Consider the following 17828-nt stretch of genomic DNA (forward strand, 5'->3'; position numbering starts at 1 on the left):
GACATTTTAATTATCATAAGCCACAACATTTTTTAAACTTTTTGCCCGAACCGCAAGGGCAGGGGTCATTTCTGCCAGCCTGCAGATGAACGCCATCAATATAATACCAGTGTTGTTCTTCTCTGATAAAGCGTGAACGTTCGTAAATGGCAGAAGTTTGTTGTTTTTCGCGATATCTTGCATAAAAAGTGACGAACGCTTCATTACTATCTTTTTCGCAAGTATGTGAGATAACATTCAGTCCGAGCCACTCAGTTTCTGACAAGCCGGCAGAGAGGCTGGCGGTCAGTTCAGGGCTCCGTTGCGAAGGATGCCAGGTGGCAATCAGCCAGTCGGTATTTCCTCGCTGGTATGCGGTGTATCGCGAACGCATCAGTGATTCAGCATCAGGGATGCGTTGCTGTCCGCTAAGATATCGGCCACAGCAGGCATCATAGGTTTCTGTGTTTCCACAGGGGCAGTATTCAGTGGACACATCATCTCCGTATTATCACAACCTGTTTATACTATCATGTCACACCCTGGAGGGAGGTAACAAAGTGAACGATACGAAATGAACTATACTATAGTTAACTGTCAAATTCTTATTCACGGGGCCAGGGAACGTTGCCGGCGTCTGTAATACAGGCAGGCAGAAGGACTTCCGGCCCAGCGGAGAGGGTGCCAGTCAGGTCTTAATCACAGGTATTTGTAATGAGTAATACACTATCCGGTAAGCTGATTCTGGTGGTTGATGATGAACCTGTATTTTCGTCATTGTTATGTGGTGTGTTAGCGAATATGGGCGCAAATACTCTGCAAGCCATCAATGGGGTGACAGCCCTGCAAATGCTGGATCAGCATCCTGTTGATCTGATCATCTGCGATCTTGAGATGCCGGTCATGCGCGGGGACAAATTCGTGCAGCAGGTACGCTCGCAGGGGAGGACATTGCCTGTCATTATCATGACAGCCAGTGAGGATGTTTCAGAAATTGCCGGAATGTTGCGTTTGGGCGTACAGGATGTGGTGTTAAAACCGCTGGATGATATTCCGCGGTTGCGTGAAGTGCTTCTGGAGTGTCTTTATCCGTCGATGTTTGCCTCTAAAGTAAAAGAAGATGAACAATTATTCGATGGCTGGGACAGTCTTATTCGTCATCCGGAAAAAGCAGTCCAGCTTCTCCGGCAGTTACAACCCCCTATCAGACAAGTGCTGGCAGAGACGCGGGTCAATTATCGCCAACTGACACCGACGGAGAAACCCGGACTGGTGTTTGATATCGCCGCGCTTTCTGATCATCAGATCGGCTTTTACATACTGGATGTCACCAGAGCGGGTGATAACGGAGTGATGGCGGCCTTACTGTTGCGGGTGTTGTTTAATGAATTGCTGAGGAAAAAAATTGCCGGACAGCATCAGCAATTGCCTCAGATAAACACAATTCTCAATGATATTAATCAGTTACTCGAAGATGCCGGGATGGAAGGGCAGTTCCCGCTGCTGGTGGGTTATTACAACCGTCATCTTCATAATTTATTATTGATCCCGGCAGGCTTGCATAGCACGCTTACCTATAACGGGCAGCATCAGGTTCTGGAAACCGGGGTTCCCCCCGGTACGTTCCGTAAAATACATGCCAGTCAGCATAGTTTTAATCTTAACGCCTGTGAATGTAATATCAGTGGCGCAGGCGGTAGAATTAATCTTATGTTTTCAGATAATGATTAGTTTTCCTGATAATAAATATGTTGTAAGTTGCCTGTGCTCAGACAGAAATCCCCGGTTAGTATTATTCCTAATTTGAGCGGATTTATGTTTTGAGGATAAACTCCCTGTGCTGAGCTGGTATACTGATAACATTAAAATTTAAAGACTTATGGGTTTTCATACCCGCGAATGAGGTAATTTGATGTCTGCTTATAAATCAAAAGTAAAAAAGGCGGTAATTCCGGTCGCCGGATTGGGAACCCGAATGCTACCGGCAACCAAGGCGATTCCGAAAGAGATGCTGCCACTGGTTGATAAACCACTCATTCAGTATGTCGTGAATGAATGTATTGCTGCCGGAATCAACGAAATTATTCTGGTGACGCATTCTTCAAAAAACTCCATTGAAAACCACTTTGACACTAGCTTTGAACTGGAAGCGATGCTTGAAAAGCGCGTAAAACGTCAGCTTCTTGATGAAATTCAAAGTATCTGCCCGCCACACGTCACTATTATGCAGGTGCGTCAGGGGGTTGCTAAAGGGCTGGGCCACGCAGTGATGTGTGCACATCCGCTGGTAGGTGATGAACCTTTTGCGGTGATCCTGCCGGACGTTATCATTGATGAATACGAATCTAACCCTCAGCAGGACAACCTGGCAGAAATGCTACGTCGTTTCGATGAAACCGGAAGCAGCCAGATTATGGTGGAACCGGTTGCAGATGTGACCGCATACGGTGTGGTGGACTGTAAGGGAGCAGAGCTGCAACCGGGTGACAGCGCGCCTATGGTGGGAGTGGTTGAAAAACCTAAAGCCACAGAGGCTCCTTCTAACCTGGCAGTTGTCGGACGTTATGTTCTGTCTGCAGATATCTGGCCTTTGCTGGCGAAAACGCCTCCGGGTGCCGGTGGTGAAATCCAGTTAACAGATTCCATTGCAATGTTGATGGATAAAGAAACTGTCGAAGCTTATCACCTGAAAGGGCTGAGCCATGACTGCGGTAATAAGCTGGGCTATATGCAGGCTTTTGTTGAGTATGGTGTCCGCCATCCGGTGTTAGGTGAAGACTTTAAAGCCTGGCTGCAAAAGACCGTCGACTGATAGCTTGCGCTGATACGCTTGACAGGCCATACAACATTGTTGTGTGGCTTTTTTTTCACCTGAACAGCCTGAAATGTATTTTTCCGCGGCTATCAGCGACGGTTATGAAAACAAACCGTGATCTTTAGCGACGGAAACCTGTATCATTTGCGCAGTCTGAATAACAGGAATTAACGGTGCTTCTGAACAGAAGTGCCTTTATTAGTGGTAAGAGTTGAGGGTGATATGAATTATTTGGTGACCGGTGCAGCAGGATTTATTGGATTTCATGTGAGTCTGAGACTACTCAAGGCCGGTTACCGGGTCACTGGCGTCGATAATCTGAACGATTATTATGATGTGCAGTTAAAAAAAGACCGCATCCGGTTGCTGGAAGCTTATCCGGATTTCACCTTTCAGCATACCGATATTGCTGACCGTACAGCAATGGAGCAATTATTTGGCCGCGTCCGGTTTGACCGGGTGATCCATCTTGCTGCACAGGCCGGCGTCCGTTATTCGATTGAGAATCCCCATGCGTATGTGGATGCCAATATTGTCGGACATCTGAATATTCTGGAAGGCTGCCGTCAGCAAAAAGTCGGTCATCTGTTATTCGCCAGTTCAAGTTCTGTCTACGGGCTGAACCGTAAATTGCCTTTTTCCACAGAAGACAGCGTGGATCATCCGGTTTCTCTGTACGCTGCGACCAAAAAATCGAATGAACTGATGAGTCATAGTTATGCGCATCTGTACCAGTTACCTGTCAGCGGATTACGTTTTTTTACAGTGTATGGTCCCTGGGGGCGCCCTGATATGGCCTTATTTAAGTTCACCCGGGCGATGCTGGCGGGTGAAGCGATTGATGTTTATAACTACGGTAAGATGCAGCGCGATTTCACCTATATTGATGATATTGTGGAAGCTATTTTCCGGGTACAGGATAAAATTCCGATGCCGAATGCTGACTGGAGCGTAGAGTCCGGGTCAGTGGCGATGAGTTCAGCCCCATACCGTATTTATAATATCGGCAACAGCCAGCCGGTTCCCCTGATGGATTATATTTCCGCACTGGAGCAGGCATTGGGAATGACCGCGAAGAAAAATATGCTGCCATTGCAGCCAGGTGATGTACTTGATACCAGTGCTGATACTAAAGAGCTTTATGATCTGATCAATTTCATTCCGGAAACTTCGGTGGTGACAGGCGTGAAGAAATTTGTCGACTGGTACAGAGGCTATTATCAGGTATAAAAAAACGGGAGGATAATTATCCTCCCGTTAACGGGTTTATTATCGCTAAGACAGTAAACCCGACGAAAAAAAGGCCTTCACTCAGAGGGCAAAATCTTCCAGTGTTTTTCCGGATTCCATCGCTTTTCTGATCACTGCAGGTGTACGTCCCTGGCCCGTCCAGGTCCGGTTTTCACCTTTTTCATCAGTGTATTGGTATCTTGCAGGGCGGGCAGCACGTCGTGTCTTAACTGCTGGTTTTGTTTCTGCCATTGACTGCAGCAATTCATTCGGGTCAATACCGTCAGCAATTAACATTTCACGATATTGCTCAAGCTTACGTAATTTTTCGGCATTGTGAGCGACAGCATGTGATTCTTCTTCACGGCGTTCGTTGACAATAACTTCAAATTTTTCCAGCATATCTTCCAGCGTTTCGATGCTGTATTCTCTGGCTTGCGCACGCAGTGTACGAATATTATTCAACGATTTAATGGCATCGCTCATTGTCCGGCTCTCACAATTTAATTGGTTATTATGCGTAAGTATATAATCATAGTCTGCGGTAAAATTTACTGCAACTGAATACTATGCTGGTGTTTCTAAATAAAGCGTAAGGGCGTTTTACCGGATCCCCGGACGGGTGATTAATTCATACCCGCCACGGGAAGTCATTGCACATTCCTCCTTCAATGACCGGTAAATGCGTCATCACATTTTCAGTTGACGATTATGTTAATATAGACGTTATTATTCTTTCCTGACTGAGATCATTCTGATGGCACAGCTGTACTTCTATTACTCCGCAATGAATGCCGGAAAATCGACATCGTTACTGCAATCCTCTTATAACTATCATGAGCGGGGAATGAAGACGGTTATTTATACCGCAGAAATTGATAACCGGTTTGGGCACGGAAAAGTCAGCTCACGCATCGGGCTCTCTGCCGAAGCGCTGTTGTATCGTCCCGGCACAGATATCGCGAAGCAGGTCGCAGAAATACATGGCCGCGATAAAATCCACTGTGTGCTGGTGGACGAAAGCCAGTTTCTGACCCGTGATCAGGTCAGGCAGCTCACTTCTGTCACGGATTTACTGGATATTCCTGTGTTGTGCTACGGATTACGCACAGATTTTCGCGGAGAACTCTTTGAAGGGAGTCAATACTTACTGGCCTGGGCAGACAAACTGGTAGAACTGAAGACCATATGTCACTGTGGCCGCAAAGCCAGCATGGTACTGCGTCTCGACAGTCAGGGTAAGCCGTTTAAAGAAGGGGAGCAGGTGGTGATTGGCGGGAATGAGCGGTATATCTCGGTCTGCCGTAAACATTACTGGCAGGCGATTGATGAGAACAGCACTACCGCGATTTATGGTGACGGGCAGTCACCGGCCGGGTGAGTCGTCTATCGTTTTATCAGGCTGCCGGTATACCGGCGGCCTGTGTAAGACTATTTTGCTTTTTTACGGCCTTTTCCTGCGGCAGTCGGCGTCGGGTCTTTTATTTCCAGAGGCACTTCGGGGATTTCACTGAATTCACGTCCGTAGTAACTGTCCAGCATTAACTGTTTCAGTTCACTGATTAACGGATAACGCGGGTTCGCACCTGTGCACTGGTCATCAAAGGCATCTTCTGCCAGTTTATCCACTTTAGCCAGGAAATCAGCTTCCTGAACACCGGCGTCACGGATGGATTTCGGAATACCCAGCTCGGCCTTAATCTCTTCCAGCCACTGCAGCAATGCGGTTATTTTACCGGCAGTACGTTCACCGGGCTGACCTAAGCCCAGATGGTCGGCAATTTCGGCATAACGGCGACGTGCCTGCGGGCGATCATACTGACTGAATGCGGTCTGCTTAGTCGGGTTATCATTGGCGTTATAACGGATCACATTAGAGATGAGCAGGGCATTAGCGAGGCCGTGCGGGATATGGAATTCAGACCCCAGTTTGTGAGCCATAGAGTGACATACGCCCAGGAAGGCATTCGCAAAGGCGATACCCGCAATGGTGGCGGCATTGTGTACGCGTTCACGAGCGATAGGGTTTTTCGCCCCCTCATGATAGCTGGCTGGCAGATTCTCTTTCAGCAGTTTCAGGGCCTGTAAGGCCTGACCATCTGAATACTCATTCGCCAGAACAGACACATACGCTTCGAGAGCATGAGTGACGGCGTCCAGGCCCCCGAAGGCGCACAGTGATTTAGGCATATCCATCACCAGATTGGCATCCACAATCGCCATGTCCGGGGTCAGGGCATAATCTGCCAGCGGATATTTTAACCCGGTCGCGTCGTCGGTGACGACGGCAAATGGCGTGACTTCAGAGCCGGTCCCCGAAGTGGTCGTGATCGCGACCAGGCTGGCTTTTACACCCATTTTCGGGAACTTATAGATACGTTTGCGGATATCCATAAAGCGTAATGCCAGATCTTCAAAGTGAGTTTCAGGATGTTCATACATGACCCACATGATCTTAGCGGCATCCATGGGGGACCCCCCGCCCAGAGCGATAATGACATCGGGTTTAAAGCTATGCATCTGTGCAGCGCCCTGGCGCACAATACTGAGTGTCGGGTCAGCTTCCACCTCAAAGAACACCTCAGTTTCCACTCCCTGTGCTTTTAACACCCGGGTGACCTGATCGGCGTAGCCATGATTAAACAGGTAACGGTCCGTCACGATAAAAGCACGCCGGGCACCGTCACTGGCAATCTCTTCAAGCGCAACCGGTAATGACCCACGGCGGAAATAGATAGATTTAGGAAGTTTGTGCCACAGCATATTTTCAGCCCGTTTAGCGACGGTTTTTTTATTGATCAGGTGTTTAGGCCCGACGTTTTCAGAAATTGAATTTCCGCCCCAGGAACCACAACCCAGCGTCAGGGAGGGGGCCAGTTTGAAGTTATAAAGGTCACCGATCCCGCCCTGGGATGCAGGGGTATTGATAAGAATTCGCGCCGTCTTCATTTGCGCGCCGAACTGATTGACTCTCTCCGTCTGATTGTCCTGATCCGTATACAGGCAGGAGGTGTGGCCAATGCCGCCCATTTCTACCAGTTTTTCTGCTTTGCTCAGGGCATCCTCAAAACCGTTTGCCCGGTACATTGCGAGGGTAGGTGACAGTTTTTCATGGGCAAAGGGTTCGCTTTCATCAATATCTGTCACTTCGCCGATCAGAATTTTGGTGTCGGCCGGGACGACAATACCTGCCATTTCAGCGATCTTCGGTGCCGGTTGTCCTACGATAGCGGCATTCAGCGCACCATTTTTCAGGATCACCCCGCGGACAGCTTGCAGTTCTTCGCCCTGCAGCAGATACCCGCCATGGGACGCGAACCGCTGGCGGACCGCATCATAAATCTGCGTATCGACGATAACGGACTGCTCAGAAGCGCAGATAACGCCGTTATCAAAGGTTTTTGACATCAGAATGGAGGCAACTGCTCTTTTTATATCCGCAGTTTCATCGATGACCACGGGGGTATTCCCGGCCCCAACGCCAATGGCTGGTTTGCCTGAACTGTACGCCGCTTTCACCATACCCGGCCCACCGGTGGCAAGGATAAGGTTAATATCAGGGTGGTGCATCAGCTGATTGGATAATTCGACGGAAGGCTCATCAATCCAACCGATGATATCCGGTGGCGCGCCCGCGGCAATGGCCGCCTGCAATACAATATCCGCCGCTTTGTTGGTTGCGGTCCGTGCCCGCGGGTGAGGGGAGAAAATAATACCGTTACGGGTTTTCAGACTGATCAGCGCTTTAAAAATTGCCGTCGAGGTGGGGTTGGTGGTCGGAACAATACCGCAGATGATGCCGATAGGCTCAGCAATTGTAATGGTACCGAAAGTATCATCAGTTTCCAGAATACCGCAGGTCTTTTCGTCTTTGTACGCGTTGTAAATATATTCGGAAGCAAAATGATTTTTAATCACTTTGTCTTCAATAATTCCCATCCCCGATTCAGCAACGGCCATCTTCGCTAAGGGGATCCTGGCATCGGCCGCGGCGAGTGCTGCAGCACGGAAGATCTTGTCAACCTGCTCCTGACTGAACCCGGCAAAGGTCCGTTGGGCATTCTTAACCCGCGAGACCAGCGCATTTAACTCAGCAATGTTTGTGACAGTCATGATTATCTCCTGAAGGAAAATTAAGCTTTTTAGTAAACAGACGTGCAGTTCAGGTGTTCTGCAGAGGCACGACGAATGTTTACTAAAAAGGTTTCACTTCAGTGCTCTTAAAGCATAGCCAGATTATCGAAAACTGCCGGTGCCGATAATGATGCAGATCAAGCAGGAGTGAAGCTGATACCATTCAGCGTGAACATTCGAGGGGGCGGGGAGAAGCCGTACCGGGGAGGAGGTCAAATCCCGGGGAGCAGAGCAGGGTAAACACCGGCATTGGCACTCAGATAAAATGATAAAAGTGCCTGTCCCGGCCCTGTAATAGTGCTTTTCCTGCAGTAAGGACCTGTCTATACTTACGCTTTGATATTTGCCCCCCAGTCTGAGGTACACTTTGTCTTCTTTTCTTTCCGACCTGCCTACCTATATCAAATTTTATATCGGGTTATTTGCGCTGGTGAACCCGGTCGGTATCATTCCTGTATTTATTACCCTGACCAGTACGCAGGGAACCGCAGAACGCCATAAAACGAATATGACGGCCAACTTATCGGTGGCCATTATCCTGTGGATTTCATTGTTGCTGGGCAACAGTATTCTGGCCCTGTTTGGTATTTCTATTGACTCCTTCCGTATCGCTGGCGGCATTCTGGTCGTGACCATTGCGATGTCAATGATCAGCGGCAAAATTGGTGAAGACAAACAAAACAAACAAGAGAAAGCGCAGACCTCAGAAACGCACGAGAATCTGGGGGTGGTTCCGTTAGCCCTGCCGTTGATGGCAGGACCGGGAGCCATTAGTTCGACCATTGTCTGGGGAACACGCTATGACTCGTGGGTAAATATTCTCTGCTTTTCTGTGATGATTGCACTTTTTGCCGCCAGTTGCTGGTTACTGTTCCGCGCCGCCCCGATGATGGCACGTGTCCTGGGGCAGACCGGGATTAACGTCATTACCCGAATTATGGGCCTGTTACTGATGGCATTAGGTATCGAATTTATTGTGACCGGTATTCGTGCGCTTTTCCCGGGCTTATCTGTAATGCATTAACTTAATTCGCGCCAATTTTCAGCCTCACCAAAACAGGGCACCATTTTGGTGAGGTGCACCATAATTAACCTTCTCTATTCCTGTCGCTTATAACACCGCTGTGGTTATTAGCTGCATTTCTGATTAAAGAGTGTCCACCCGGATTTTCAAAAAAACCAAAGCGTTAGCCCCCGCCCTTGTACATGGAAAATATTCATCTTTAATGACATTTATTGGCATAGTTTATGCATTGATTGGTCTTTTATTGTGAAGTTTATCCCTTTATAGTGATTATGTTTCACAATGTGAGGATGATTCGCTTCGCGGTGAAATTATCCTGCTATTCATACATCGGATTGATTCCCGGGTAAAAAGACAGACACAGTGACGACGGTAAGGAAATAATAAGTATAAACCTCCGGAAATACGGGGGTGACCTATCCGCCAGACAATAACAAATGCAAACAACGGAGCCGGAAAATGAGTAAATTACCTGGTAAGAGGTTACTCGCCGCAGGGATAGTCCTTGCAATGAGCCAGATGGCTATTCAGCAGGTGCAGGCCGCAGACGTCCCAGCCGGGGTAACTCTGGCCGCGAAACAGGAATTAATAAAAGGTAATGGCGGGGAAGTGCAGTCGCTGGACCCGCATAAAATTGAAGGCTCACCGGAGAGTAATGTCAGTTATGATCTACTCGAAGGGCTGGCGGTAGTAGGCACCGAGGGTAAAGTGATCCCGGGGGTGGCAGAGAGCTGGGAAAATAAAGACGGTAAAGTCTGGACTTTCCATTTACGTAAAAATGCCCTCTGGTCGAATGGTGCCCCGGTGACGGCGCAGGACTTTGTTTACAGCTGGCGCAGACTGGTGAACCCGAAAACCGCATCACCGTATGCCAGTTATCTGCAATACGGGCATGTGGAAAATGTTGATGACATCATTGCCGGTAAAAAATCGCCGGACCAACTTGGCGTAAAGGCGCTGGATGATCATACTCTTCAGGTGACACTGACCACATCGGTTCCTTTCTTTGATCAGCTACTGACTTATGCGGCACTGTCTCCGGTCTATCCACCGGTGGTTGAAAAATATGGCGATCAGTGGACATTACCGCAGCATTGGGTCGGTAATGGTGCATATACTCTGCAATCCCATATTGTGAATGAGAAGATCGTGGTTGTCCGTAATCCGAAATACTGGGATAACGCCCACACAGTGATTAATAAAGTCACGTTCCTGCCCATTGATTCTGAAGTTAACGACGTTAATCGCTTCTACTCTGCAAATGGCAGTGATGTCACTTATAACAATCTGCCTATCGAATTATTCCGCAAGCTGAAGCAAGACCATCCTAAAGATCTGCATGTTGATCCTTATCTCTGCACCTATTTCTATGAACTGAATAATAAGTCAGCACCGTTTAATGATGTCCGTGTCCGTACCGCCATCAAGCTTGGACTGGATCGCGATATCGTCGTGAATAAAGTGCTGGCCCAGGGACAGACTGCCGCGTACAGCCTGACCGATCCTGCGACCAATGGTATTGATGTGACAAAACCGGCCTGGTTTACCGAAACTCAGGCACAACGCAACGCTGAGGCTAAAAAATTATTGCAGGAAGCCGGCTATGGCCCGGGGCATCCGCTGACCTTCACGCTGCTCTATAACACTTCAGACCTGCATAAAAAGCTGGCGATTGCCGCGGCATCCCTCTGGAAGAAAAATCTGGGTGTGAATGTGGTACTGGAAAATCAGGAATGGAAAACTTATCTGGACTCGCGTCATCAGGGGACCTATCAGATGGCGCGTGCCGGCTGGTGTGCTGATTATAACGAGCCGAGCGCATTCCTGAACACTATGCAAACCGGTGACAGCAATAATACCGCGTTCTATTCAGATACTGCGTTCGACCAGGTACTGAAAGATGCCGCCAATGCCAGCGATGCGGCACAACGTGCGTCGGACTATCAGAAAGCGGAGCAGATCCTGGACAAAGATTCGGCTATCGTCCCTGTATTTTATTATGCCAATACCCGGCTGGTGAAAACCTATGTTGGCGGCTATACGGGTAAAGATCCACTTGACCATGTTTATGATAAAAACTTATATATAATCAAACATTAATTTATTTTACGGATCCGGCCTGTCTCTGTAATACAGGCCGGTTTTCCGGTCAAAAATGACGGTAGCAATGGAATTAAGGTAATGTCATGTTGAAATTTATTTTACGAAGGGTCGCTGAGGCCATCCCGACGTTGTTTATATTGATTACTATCTCCTTTTTTATGATGCGGCTTGCACCAGGCAGCCCCTTCACCGGAGAGCGTAATCTCCCTCCGGAAGTCATGGCGAATATTGAAGCCAGTTATCACCTGAATGAGCCTATTGGCGAACAGTATGTTGACTACCTGGTCAAGCTGGCCCACGGCGATTTCGGGCCTTCCTTTAAATATAAAGATTTCAGTGTTAACTATCTGATAGGGCAAGCTTTCCCGGTTTCTGCATCTCTGGGGCTGGCGGCATTTTGCTTTGCAATGGTGTGCGGTATCGCGGCCGGTATCATTGCTGCCCTGCGGCAGAACACCTTCTGGGACTATGCGGTGATGGGGGTGGCAATGACCGGTGTGGTGATCCCGTCGTTTGTTGTCGCTCCCTTACTGGTCTTAATATTTGCGATCACCCTGAAATGGCTTCCCGGCGGAGGCTGGAATGGCGGGCAGTGGCAATACGTCTTACTGCCGATGCTGGCCCTGTCACTGGCTTACATCTCCAGTATTGCCCGAATTATGCGCAGCTCAATGATTGAAGTTATGCATTCGGACTATATCCGTACTGCGCGTGCAAAAGGAATGCCGATGAGCCGTATCGTCTTCCGTCATGCTCTGCGTCCCGCATTACTGCCAGTGGTTTCCTATATGGGGCCAGCTTTCGTGGGCATTATTACCGGGTCGATGGTCATTGAATCAATTTTCGGATTGCCGGGCATCGGGCAACTGTTTGTGAATGGCGCACTGAACCGCGATTATTCACTGGTTCTCAGCCTGACTATCCTGGTCGGGGTACTGACCATTGCTTTTAACGCCATCGTCGATATTTTGTATGCCGTTATCGACCCGAAAATTCGCTACTGATGGCGGGAGTTGAAGATGATTTTATTTAAAAGAAATAAAGAACTGACCCAAAGCTTACTGGGTGATACCACCATCAAAGGCCGCAGTCTGTGGCAGGATGCCGGTCGCCGGTTTATCCATAACCGTGCCGCTCTGGTCAGCCTGTTTTTGCTGCTTCTTATCATTCTGTTCGTGGCCTTCGCTCCGATGATATCGCCGTTTGCCTACGATGATACCGACTGGAATATGATGTCTGCGGCACCGGATTTCAGTTCCGGGCACTGGTTCGGAACTGACTCGTCCGGTCGTGATCTTCTGGTGCGGGTAGCGATTGGCGGACGTATCTCACTGATGGTCGGTATCGCATCGGCCGCTATCGCCGTGATTGTCGGTACCCTGTATGGGTCGATTGCCGGTTATGTGGGGGGGAAAATCGATGCATTTATGATGCGCTTGCTGGAAATCCTTAACTCTTTCCCGTTCATGTTCTTTGTGATCCTGCTGGTTACCTTCTTTGGCCGTAATATCCTGCTGATTTTTGTCGCCATTGGTATGGTGTCCTGGCTGGATATGGCGCGTATTGTACGCGGGCAAACACTGGCCCTGAAAGGGAAAGAGTATATTGAAGCGGCTCGTGTGGCCGGAGTCTCCACCAGTGGAATTGTGCTTCGACACATTATCCCGAATGTCTTAGGGGTTGTCGTCGTGTATGCCTCGTTGCTGGTGCCCGGAATGATCCTGTTTGAATCTTTCCTGAGCTTCCTTGGTCTGGGTACCCAGGAACCGCTGAGCAGTTGGGGGGCTCTGTTAAGTGACGGAGCAAACTCTATGGAAGTCTCCCCCTGGTTATTACTGTTTCCGGCCAGTTTTCTGGTGGTCACTCTGTTCTGTTTTAACTTTATCGGCGATGGTTTGCGTGATGCCCTCGACCCGAAAGATCGCTAAGGAGCACCGCAATGACTGTTGAAAATTTAAGGACACAGCCGTTACTGGCGGTAAAAGATCTGCGGGTGACTTTTTCGACCCACGATGGTGATGTGACCGCGGTCAATAACCTGAGCTTTGACCTGAATGAAGGTGAGACGCTGGGGATTGTCGGGGAATCCGGCTCAGGTAAGTCTCAGACCGCATTTGCGTTGATGGGATTACTGGCCAGAAACGGAAAAGTGTCAGGATCAGCACAATTCAAGGGGCAGGAATTACTGAACCTGCCGGAGAAACAACTGAATAAGTTGCGTGCCGGGCAGATAGGGATGATTTTCCAGGATCCGATGACGTCACTGAATCCGTATATGAAAGTCGGTGAGCAGTTAATTGAAGTGCTGATGTTACATAAGGGATTGAGTCATAAGGTGGCGTTTGAAGAGTGCGTGAAAATGCTGGATGCAGTAAAAATCCCGGCCGCACGTCAACGTATGAAAATGTACCCTCATGAGTTTTCCGGCGGTATGCGTCAGCGGGTAATGATAGCCATGTCGCTGTTATGTCAGCCACGACTACTGATTGCGGATGAACCGACCACTGCACTGGATGTGACTGTACAGTCACAAATCATGACACTATTGAATGATCTCAAGCGGGAGTTTTCCACCTCGATTATTCTGATCACCCATGACCTGGGCGTTGTGGCAGGGGGCTGTGATAAGGTGCTGGTGATGTACGGTGGCCGGACGATGGAGTACGCCACGGCAGATGAGCTATTTGCTCAGCCGTCACATCCTTATACCCGGGGCTTGTTAAAAGCCGTACCCCGTCTGGACCGGGAAGACAGCGAATTGCGTACTATCCCGGGGAATCCTCCTAACCTGCTGAATTTACCTTCCGGCTGTCCGTTCCGTCCGAGATGTGAATTTGCAGTGCCGCTGTGTGAAACCTCACCGGCTGCCGTTATGAGTGCAGGAGGCAGGATCAGAGCCTGCCACAGAAGCGTGGAGGAAATACAATGATAACGGCGAATGAAACCCGTAATCCGTTGCTGCTTGAAGTTAAAAACCTGAAAGTCTGGTTTGAGATCAAACAAAAAAAACAGTGGTTCTGGCAACCGGCCGTGAACCTGAAAGCGGTCGATGGTGTGAGTTTTAAACTCCACCAGGGAGAGACCCTGGGTGTGGTCGGAGAGTCCGGCTGCGGTAAATCTACCCTGGCACGTGCGGTGATCGGGCTGGTGAAAGCCACCGAAGGCAGTATTTGCTGGATGGGTAAAGAGCTGGCCGGCGCAAATGCTGCTGAATGGCAAAAGGCCCGCGGGGATATCCAGATGATTTTTCAGGATCCGCTCGCCTCCCTTGACCCGCGGATGACCATTGGCGACATCATTGCTGAACCGCTGCGCAGCCGCCGCCCGCGGGTGTCAAAAGCTGAAGTCAGAGAACGCGTACAGGCCATGATGCAGAAAGTGGGCCTGCTGCCGAATATGATCAACCGCTATCCACACGAGTTCTCCGGCGGACAGTGTCAGAGGATCGGCATTGCCAGGGCACTGATCCTTGAGCCTAAACTGATTATCTGTGATGAGCCGGTGTCGGCACTGGATGTTTCTATCCAGGCGCAGGTGGTTAACCTGCTGAAAAAGCTGCAGCGCGAAATGGGGCTGGCGTTAATTTTCATCGCCCATGATCTGGCGGTGGTAAAACATATTTCTGATAAAGTGATGGTCATGTATCTCGGCCACGCGGTTGAAACGGGTGATGATGAAAAAGTGTATACAACACCGGCACATCCGTATACCCGTGCCCTGATGTCGGCAGTACCGCTGCCGGACCCGGAACTGGAAAGAAATAAAACCATTCAGTTACTTGAGGGAGACCTGCCATCCCCGATAAATCCGCCCCGGTGTTGTGTCTTTTCTACCCGCTGCCCGCTGGCTGAGGATCGGTGCCGTAACGAACGACCTCAGATACAGGGAGACGCTACTCATACGGTAGCCTGCCTGAAAGCTGAAGCACTCTGAGGGTGATCACCCTGCGTTAACCAAAAGCCGGGGCAACCCGGCTTTATTGATCTGAGATGCTGCATTTTTTTCCGGCTAGCCTTCGCACACAACCCCGGGTGACCCGTTCATCCCCGGACAGAACCGGCATGCCGTTCCGTCGGTCAGTAAGTCACCGAAACGGATCGCCATGACGAACGTTTGCGGTCACGGTAAAGGGCCTGCGAGGAGGTACTGAGATACCGGCGTAAAAAAGAGACGTGCCGGGTGAGCGAACAATACAGGGAAAATCAGCAGGGAAGAGAGGGTATAAAAAGAAAGTTTTCATCGGTGGCCGGAAGAAGGGTAACCTCCGGCGGGACCGGGGTTACCTCGTTATCATTCACCGGATGACTGAACGATAATTACTCACGCCACAGAATATGGCACAGCTTATGATCTTTCTCCCGGCACAGTAATACGCGGGCAAAAATATCCGTCACCGGGTCAGCTTCGGTCTCACCGAGACCAATCACTACCTCAGCAAAAAAATCAGGGTTCAGGTCGAAATCGACGTGTTCCTGCCAGTCTTCGGCAGGGTCCAGTAATTCGGCACTACCACGCTCTTCAAACTGCAGGTTAAACAGAATGATATCAGCCGGTTCCAGGTTATCTCCTGCCAGCTCAAGAAAGATATCGTAAGCCTGCTCCAGCGTTTCATCTTCAGTAAGACGATTATTAAGATCCATGTTCAGCCTGTACTAATCAAAAGTGTATATGCGGCCTTTTTTACAGCAAAGGACTAAAGAAGTAAAACAGTCGTTCCAGAATCCGCCGCCAGTACGAGCGTTTCGCCCATTCTGCACCGCTCAGTCGTGTTGAACGTTCAATATAATCCTGCTGTACCAGGTCGACATCATTACCGAAATCACCATCATCCACTACCAGCGTGACCTCAAAATTCAGCCACAAACTACGCATATCCAGATTGACGGTGCCTACCAGACAAAGTTCACCGTCGATGAGCACACTTTTGGTATGCAGCAGCCCCTCAGAGAACTGATAAATTTTTACGCCTGCCTCCAGCAGTTCAGTAAAGAATGCCCGGCTTGCCCAGTCGACCAGCATGGAATCGTTCTTTTCAGGAACAATCAGGCGAACATCCACACCACGCAGAGCCGCAGTGCAGATAGCATGCAGCAGGTCATCACTGGGAACAAAATACGGCGTTGTCATGGTCAGTTGTTCACGAGCCGAATAAATAGCAGTGAGCAGGGCCTGATGGATCATATCTTCCGGAAAGCCCGGGCCGGAGGCGATAACCTGAATAATATGCCCGCTGGATTGCTCAAAGGGCATGACAACCTGGTCGGGTTGTGGCGGTAAAATCCGTTTCCCGGTTTCTATCTCCCAGTCACAGGAATAAACGATCCCCAGCGTGATCGCCACGGGGCCTTCCATGCGTGCCATCAGGTCGACCCATTGGCCGACACCGGCATCCTGTTTGAAAAAGCGTGGATCCACCAGATTCATACTGCCGGTATAGGCAATATAATTATCAATCAGTACGATTTTACGGTGTTGCCGCAGATCCATTCGTCGCAGGAACACCCTCAGCAAATTAACCTGTAAGGCTTCGACGACCTCGATACCCGCCTGACGAAACTTTTTAGGCCACGGGCTTTTGAAAAACTGCCGGCTGCCCGCGGAGTCCAGCATGAGTCGGCAGTGAACGCCCCGTTGTGCGGCGTCCATAAAGGCTTCGGCCACATCATCAGCCCGGCCCCCGGGCTGCCAGATATAAAACACCATCTCGATATTATGGCTGGCCTGACGGATATCGTTGACCAGCGACGCCATTACGTCATCCGGGTGCGTCAGTAACGTGAGCTGATTCCCACGCACACCGGCAATCCCGTGGCGATGTTCGCATAATTTAAACAGGGCGCTGGCAACATCGCTGGTGCGGGTCGCAAATATATGAGAAGACTTCCTTAACTCAGCCAGCCAGCGAGCGGTAGAGGGCCACATGGTTCTGGCCCGTTCTGCACGGCGTTTACCCAGATAGAGTTCACCGAAACTCAGATAAGCAATAATGCCGACCAGGGGCAGGATATAGATAATCAGCAGCCAGACCATAGAGGATGATACGGTTCTTCGCTTCATCAGGATCCGGAGGGTAACCCCTGCAATTAATAGCCAGTAGCCAAATAATAGTAACCCGTTGAGCAGGGAATAGAATGTCGTCATTAAATGGAAGTCCGGTTCACGCTTTCGTGTAATGAGTTTACGTTGAGTTCCGGTATTGTGAAACCTTTTCTAATCGGTCATTGGATCCCCGGGGCATTGGCGTATAATGCACCAATGACGCGGAAGAGGGTGGAACAATGAAAAAAAGCAGAAATGAAGTGGCCCGTTGGCGAATGGCCCGGCAGAAAAATCGCCGCAAGGTGCGCTGGCTGGAAGCGCAGTCACGCCGCTATACACGCATTATTGCTATCCGGCATCAGTTAGCCAAAAAGCAGCGAAGCTCCCTGCTGTTTATCCTTGCTAACCCGCCCGCAACTGTTAAACATTACTTCTGAGTTTTGCCGGAGGTTCAGTCCGTACTGGCAAACGGATGCACCGACTGATGGTGGAGTTATTGAAGGT

The 17828-nt window shown here is 49.6% G+C and carries 16 protein-coding genes; 11 read left to right on the plus strand and 5 right to left on the minus strand.

Translation table 11 applies throughout. The features are described 5' to 3' along the window. Window positions 1-13: 13 nt before the first annotated feature. Complete coding sequence (locus tag CG67_RS11275) at window positions 14-475, minus strand: YchJ family protein (RefSeq protein WP_029990341.1); 462 nt, start codon at window positions 473-475, stop codon at window positions 14-16. A 218-nt stretch (window positions 476-693) separates the two neighbouring features. On the opposite strand from CG67_RS11275, the gene rssB reads away from it, so the two are divergent. The 3 genes from rssB (at window position 694) to CG67_RS11290 (ending at window position 4024) form a co-directional block, all read left to right on the plus strand. Continuing rightward, on the plus strand, window positions 694-1710 hold the full coding sequence (rssB, locus tag CG67_RS11280; RefSeq protein WP_025903051.1) for a two-component system response regulator RssB: 1017 nt from the start codon (window positions 694-696) through the stop codon (window positions 1708-1710). Between the two features lie 181 nt (window positions 1711-1891). Continuing rightward, on the plus strand, window positions 1892-2791 hold the full coding sequence (gene galU / locus CG67_RS11285; RefSeq protein ID WP_025903052.1) for a UTP--glucose-1-phosphate uridylyltransferase GalU: 900 nt from the start codon (window positions 1892-1894) through the stop codon (window positions 2789-2791). 225 nt (window positions 2792-3016) lie between these two features. Continuing rightward, window positions 3017-4024 (plus strand): NAD-dependent epimerase, encoded by a 1008-nt coding sequence (locus CG67_RS11290; RefSeq protein WP_025903053.1) that lies wholly within the window; start codon window positions 3017-3019, stop codon window positions 4022-4024. Between the two features lie 81 nt (window positions 4025-4105). Here the strand turns inward: CG67_RS11290 and hns are convergent, their stop codons facing one another. Then, window positions 4106-4510, minus strand: coding sequence for a histone-like nucleoid-structuring protein H-NS (hns, locus tag CG67_RS11295; RefSeq protein WP_025903054.1), 405 nt, complete (start codon window positions 4508-4510; stop codon window positions 4106-4108). A gap of 271 nt (window positions 4511-4781) precedes the next feature. Here hns and CG67_RS11300 point away from each other — a divergent pair, with 271 nt between their 5' ends. Further along, window positions 4782-5405 carry a thymidine kinase gene (locus tag CG67_RS11300; protein ID WP_025903055.1) on the plus strand — a complete coding sequence of 208 codons (624 nt, stop codon included), beginning with the start codon at window positions 4782-4784 and terminating at the stop codon, window positions 5403-5405. Between the two features lie 50 nt (window positions 5406-5455). On the opposite strand, the gene adhE is transcribed toward CG67_RS11300, so the two are convergent. Then, window positions 5456-8137, minus strand: coding sequence for a bifunctional acetaldehyde-CoA/alcohol dehydrogenase (gene adhE, locus CG67_RS11305; protein ID WP_025903056.1), 2682 nt, complete (start codon window positions 8135-8137; stop codon window positions 5456-5458). A gap of 388 nt (window positions 8138-8525) precedes the next feature. Between adhE and CG67_RS11310 the strand changes: the two genes are divergently transcribed. From CG67_RS11310 to oppF, 6 genes are all read left to right on the plus strand, one after another. Beyond that, window positions 8526-9182: a YchE family NAAT transporter gene (locus CG67_RS11310; RefSeq protein WP_025903057.1), complete on the plus strand. Its 657-nt coding sequence runs from the start codon at window positions 8526-8528 to the stop codon at window positions 9180-9182. Between the two features lie 459 nt (window positions 9183-9641). Further along, the gene (locus tag CG67_RS11315) at window positions 9642-11282 is read left to right on the plus strand and encodes an ABC transporter substrate-binding protein (RefSeq protein WP_025903058.1); all 1641 of its coding nucleotides are present in this window, start codon (window positions 9642-9644) and stop codon (window positions 11280-11282) included. A gap of 86 nt (window positions 11283-11368) precedes the next feature. Then, entirely contained in the window at window positions 11369-12289 is a 921-nt protein-coding gene (gene oppB / locus CG67_RS11320; RefSeq protein ID WP_025903059.1) for an oligopeptide ABC transporter permease OppB, read from the plus strand. Between the two features lie 15 nt (window positions 12290-12304). Next, complete coding sequence (gene oppC / locus CG67_RS11325; protein ID WP_025903060.1) at window positions 12305-13213, plus strand: oligopeptide ABC transporter permease OppC; 909 nt, start codon at window positions 12305-12307, stop codon at window positions 13211-13213. Between the two features lie 11 nt (window positions 13214-13224). Further along, window positions 13225-14214 (plus strand): oligopeptide ABC transporter ATP-binding protein OppD, encoded by a 990-nt coding sequence (gene oppD / locus CG67_RS11330; RefSeq protein ID WP_025903061.1) that lies wholly within the window; start codon window positions 13225-13227, stop codon window positions 14212-14214. Further along, window positions 14211-15218: a murein tripeptide/oligopeptide ABC transporter ATP binding protein OppF gene (gene oppF, locus CG67_RS11335; protein ID WP_025903062.1), complete on the plus strand. Its 1008-nt coding sequence runs from the start codon at window positions 14211-14213 to the stop codon at window positions 15216-15218. Before oppD ends, oppF begins: the two co-directional genes overlap by 4 nt. A gap of 383 nt (window positions 15219-15601) precedes the next feature. Here the strand turns inward: oppF and CG67_RS11340 are convergent, their stop codons facing one another. After that, window positions 15602-15931: an HI1450 family dsDNA-mimic protein gene (locus tag CG67_RS11340; RefSeq protein ID WP_025903063.1), complete on the minus strand. Its 330-nt coding sequence runs from the start codon at window positions 15929-15931 to the stop codon at window positions 15602-15604. Between the two features lie 34 nt (window positions 15932-15965). Next, entirely contained in the window at window positions 15966-17426 is a 1461-nt protein-coding gene (gene cls / locus CG67_RS11345) for a cardiolipin synthase (protein WP_025903064.1), read from the minus strand. A 137-nt stretch (window positions 17427-17563) separates the two neighbouring features. On the opposite strand from cls, the gene CG67_RS11350 reads away from it, so the two are divergent. Then, window positions 17564-17761 (plus strand): YciY family protein, encoded by a 198-nt coding sequence (locus CG67_RS11350; protein WP_025903065.1) that lies wholly within the window; start codon window positions 17564-17566, stop codon window positions 17759-17761. The last annotated feature ends 67 nt before the right edge of the window (window positions 17762-17828 follow it).

It is taken from the genome of Tatumella sp. UCD-D_suzukii (assembly GCF_000611875.2).
Classification (GTDB): domain Bacteria; phylum Pseudomonadota; class Gammaproteobacteria; order Enterobacterales; family Enterobacteriaceae; genus Tatumella; species Tatumella ptyseos.

Excerpts from the sequence above, each read along its gene's own strand:
- CG67_RS11350 (WP_025903065.1), top strand. The coding sequence starts at position 17,564 with ATGAAAAAAAGCAGAAATGAAGTGGCCCGTTGGCGAATGGCCCGGCAG.
- oppB (WP_025903059.1), top strand. The coding sequence starts at position 11,369 with ATGTTGAAATTTATTTTACGAAGGGTCGCTGAGGCCATCCCGACGTTG.
- oppC (WP_025903060.1), top strand. The coding sequence starts at position 12,305 with ATGATTTTATTTAAAAGAAATAAAGAACTGACCCAAAGCTTACTGGGT.
- rssB (WP_025903051.1), top strand. The coding sequence starts at position 694 with ATGAGTAATACACTATCCGGTAAGCTGATTCTGGTGGTTGATGATGAA.
- cls (WP_025903064.1), bottom strand. The coding sequence starts at position 17,426 with ATGACGACATTCTATTCCCTGCTCAACGGGTTACTATTATTTGGCTAC.
- hns (WP_025903054.1), bottom strand. The coding sequence starts at position 4,510 with ATGAGCGATGCCATTAAATCGTTGAATAATATTCGTACACTGCGTGCG.
- CG67_RS11315 (WP_025903058.1), top strand. The coding sequence starts at position 9,642 with ATGAGTAAATTACCTGGTAAGAGGTTACTCGCCGCAGGGATAGTCCTT.
- oppF (WP_025903062.1), top strand. The coding sequence starts at position 14,211 with ATGATAACGGCGAATGAAACCCGTAATCCGTTGCTGCTTGAAGTTAAA.
- galU (WP_025903052.1), top strand. The coding sequence starts at position 1,892 with ATGTCTGCTTATAAATCAAAAGTAAAAAAGGCGGTAATTCCGGTCGCC.
- CG67_RS11290 (WP_025903053.1), top strand. The coding sequence starts at position 3,017 with ATGAATTATTTGGTGACCGGTGCAGCAGGATTTATTGGATTTCATGTG.
- oppD (WP_025903061.1), top strand. The coding sequence starts at position 13,225 with ATGACTGTTGAAAATTTAAGGACACAGCCGTTACTGGCGGTAAAAGAT.
- CG67_RS11300 (WP_025903055.1), top strand. The coding sequence starts at position 4,782 with ATGGCACAGCTGTACTTCTATTACTCCGCAATGAATGCCGGAAAATCG.
- adhE (WP_025903056.1), bottom strand. The coding sequence starts at position 8,137 with ATGACTGTCACAAACATTGCTGAGTTAAATGCGCTGGTCTCGCGGGTT.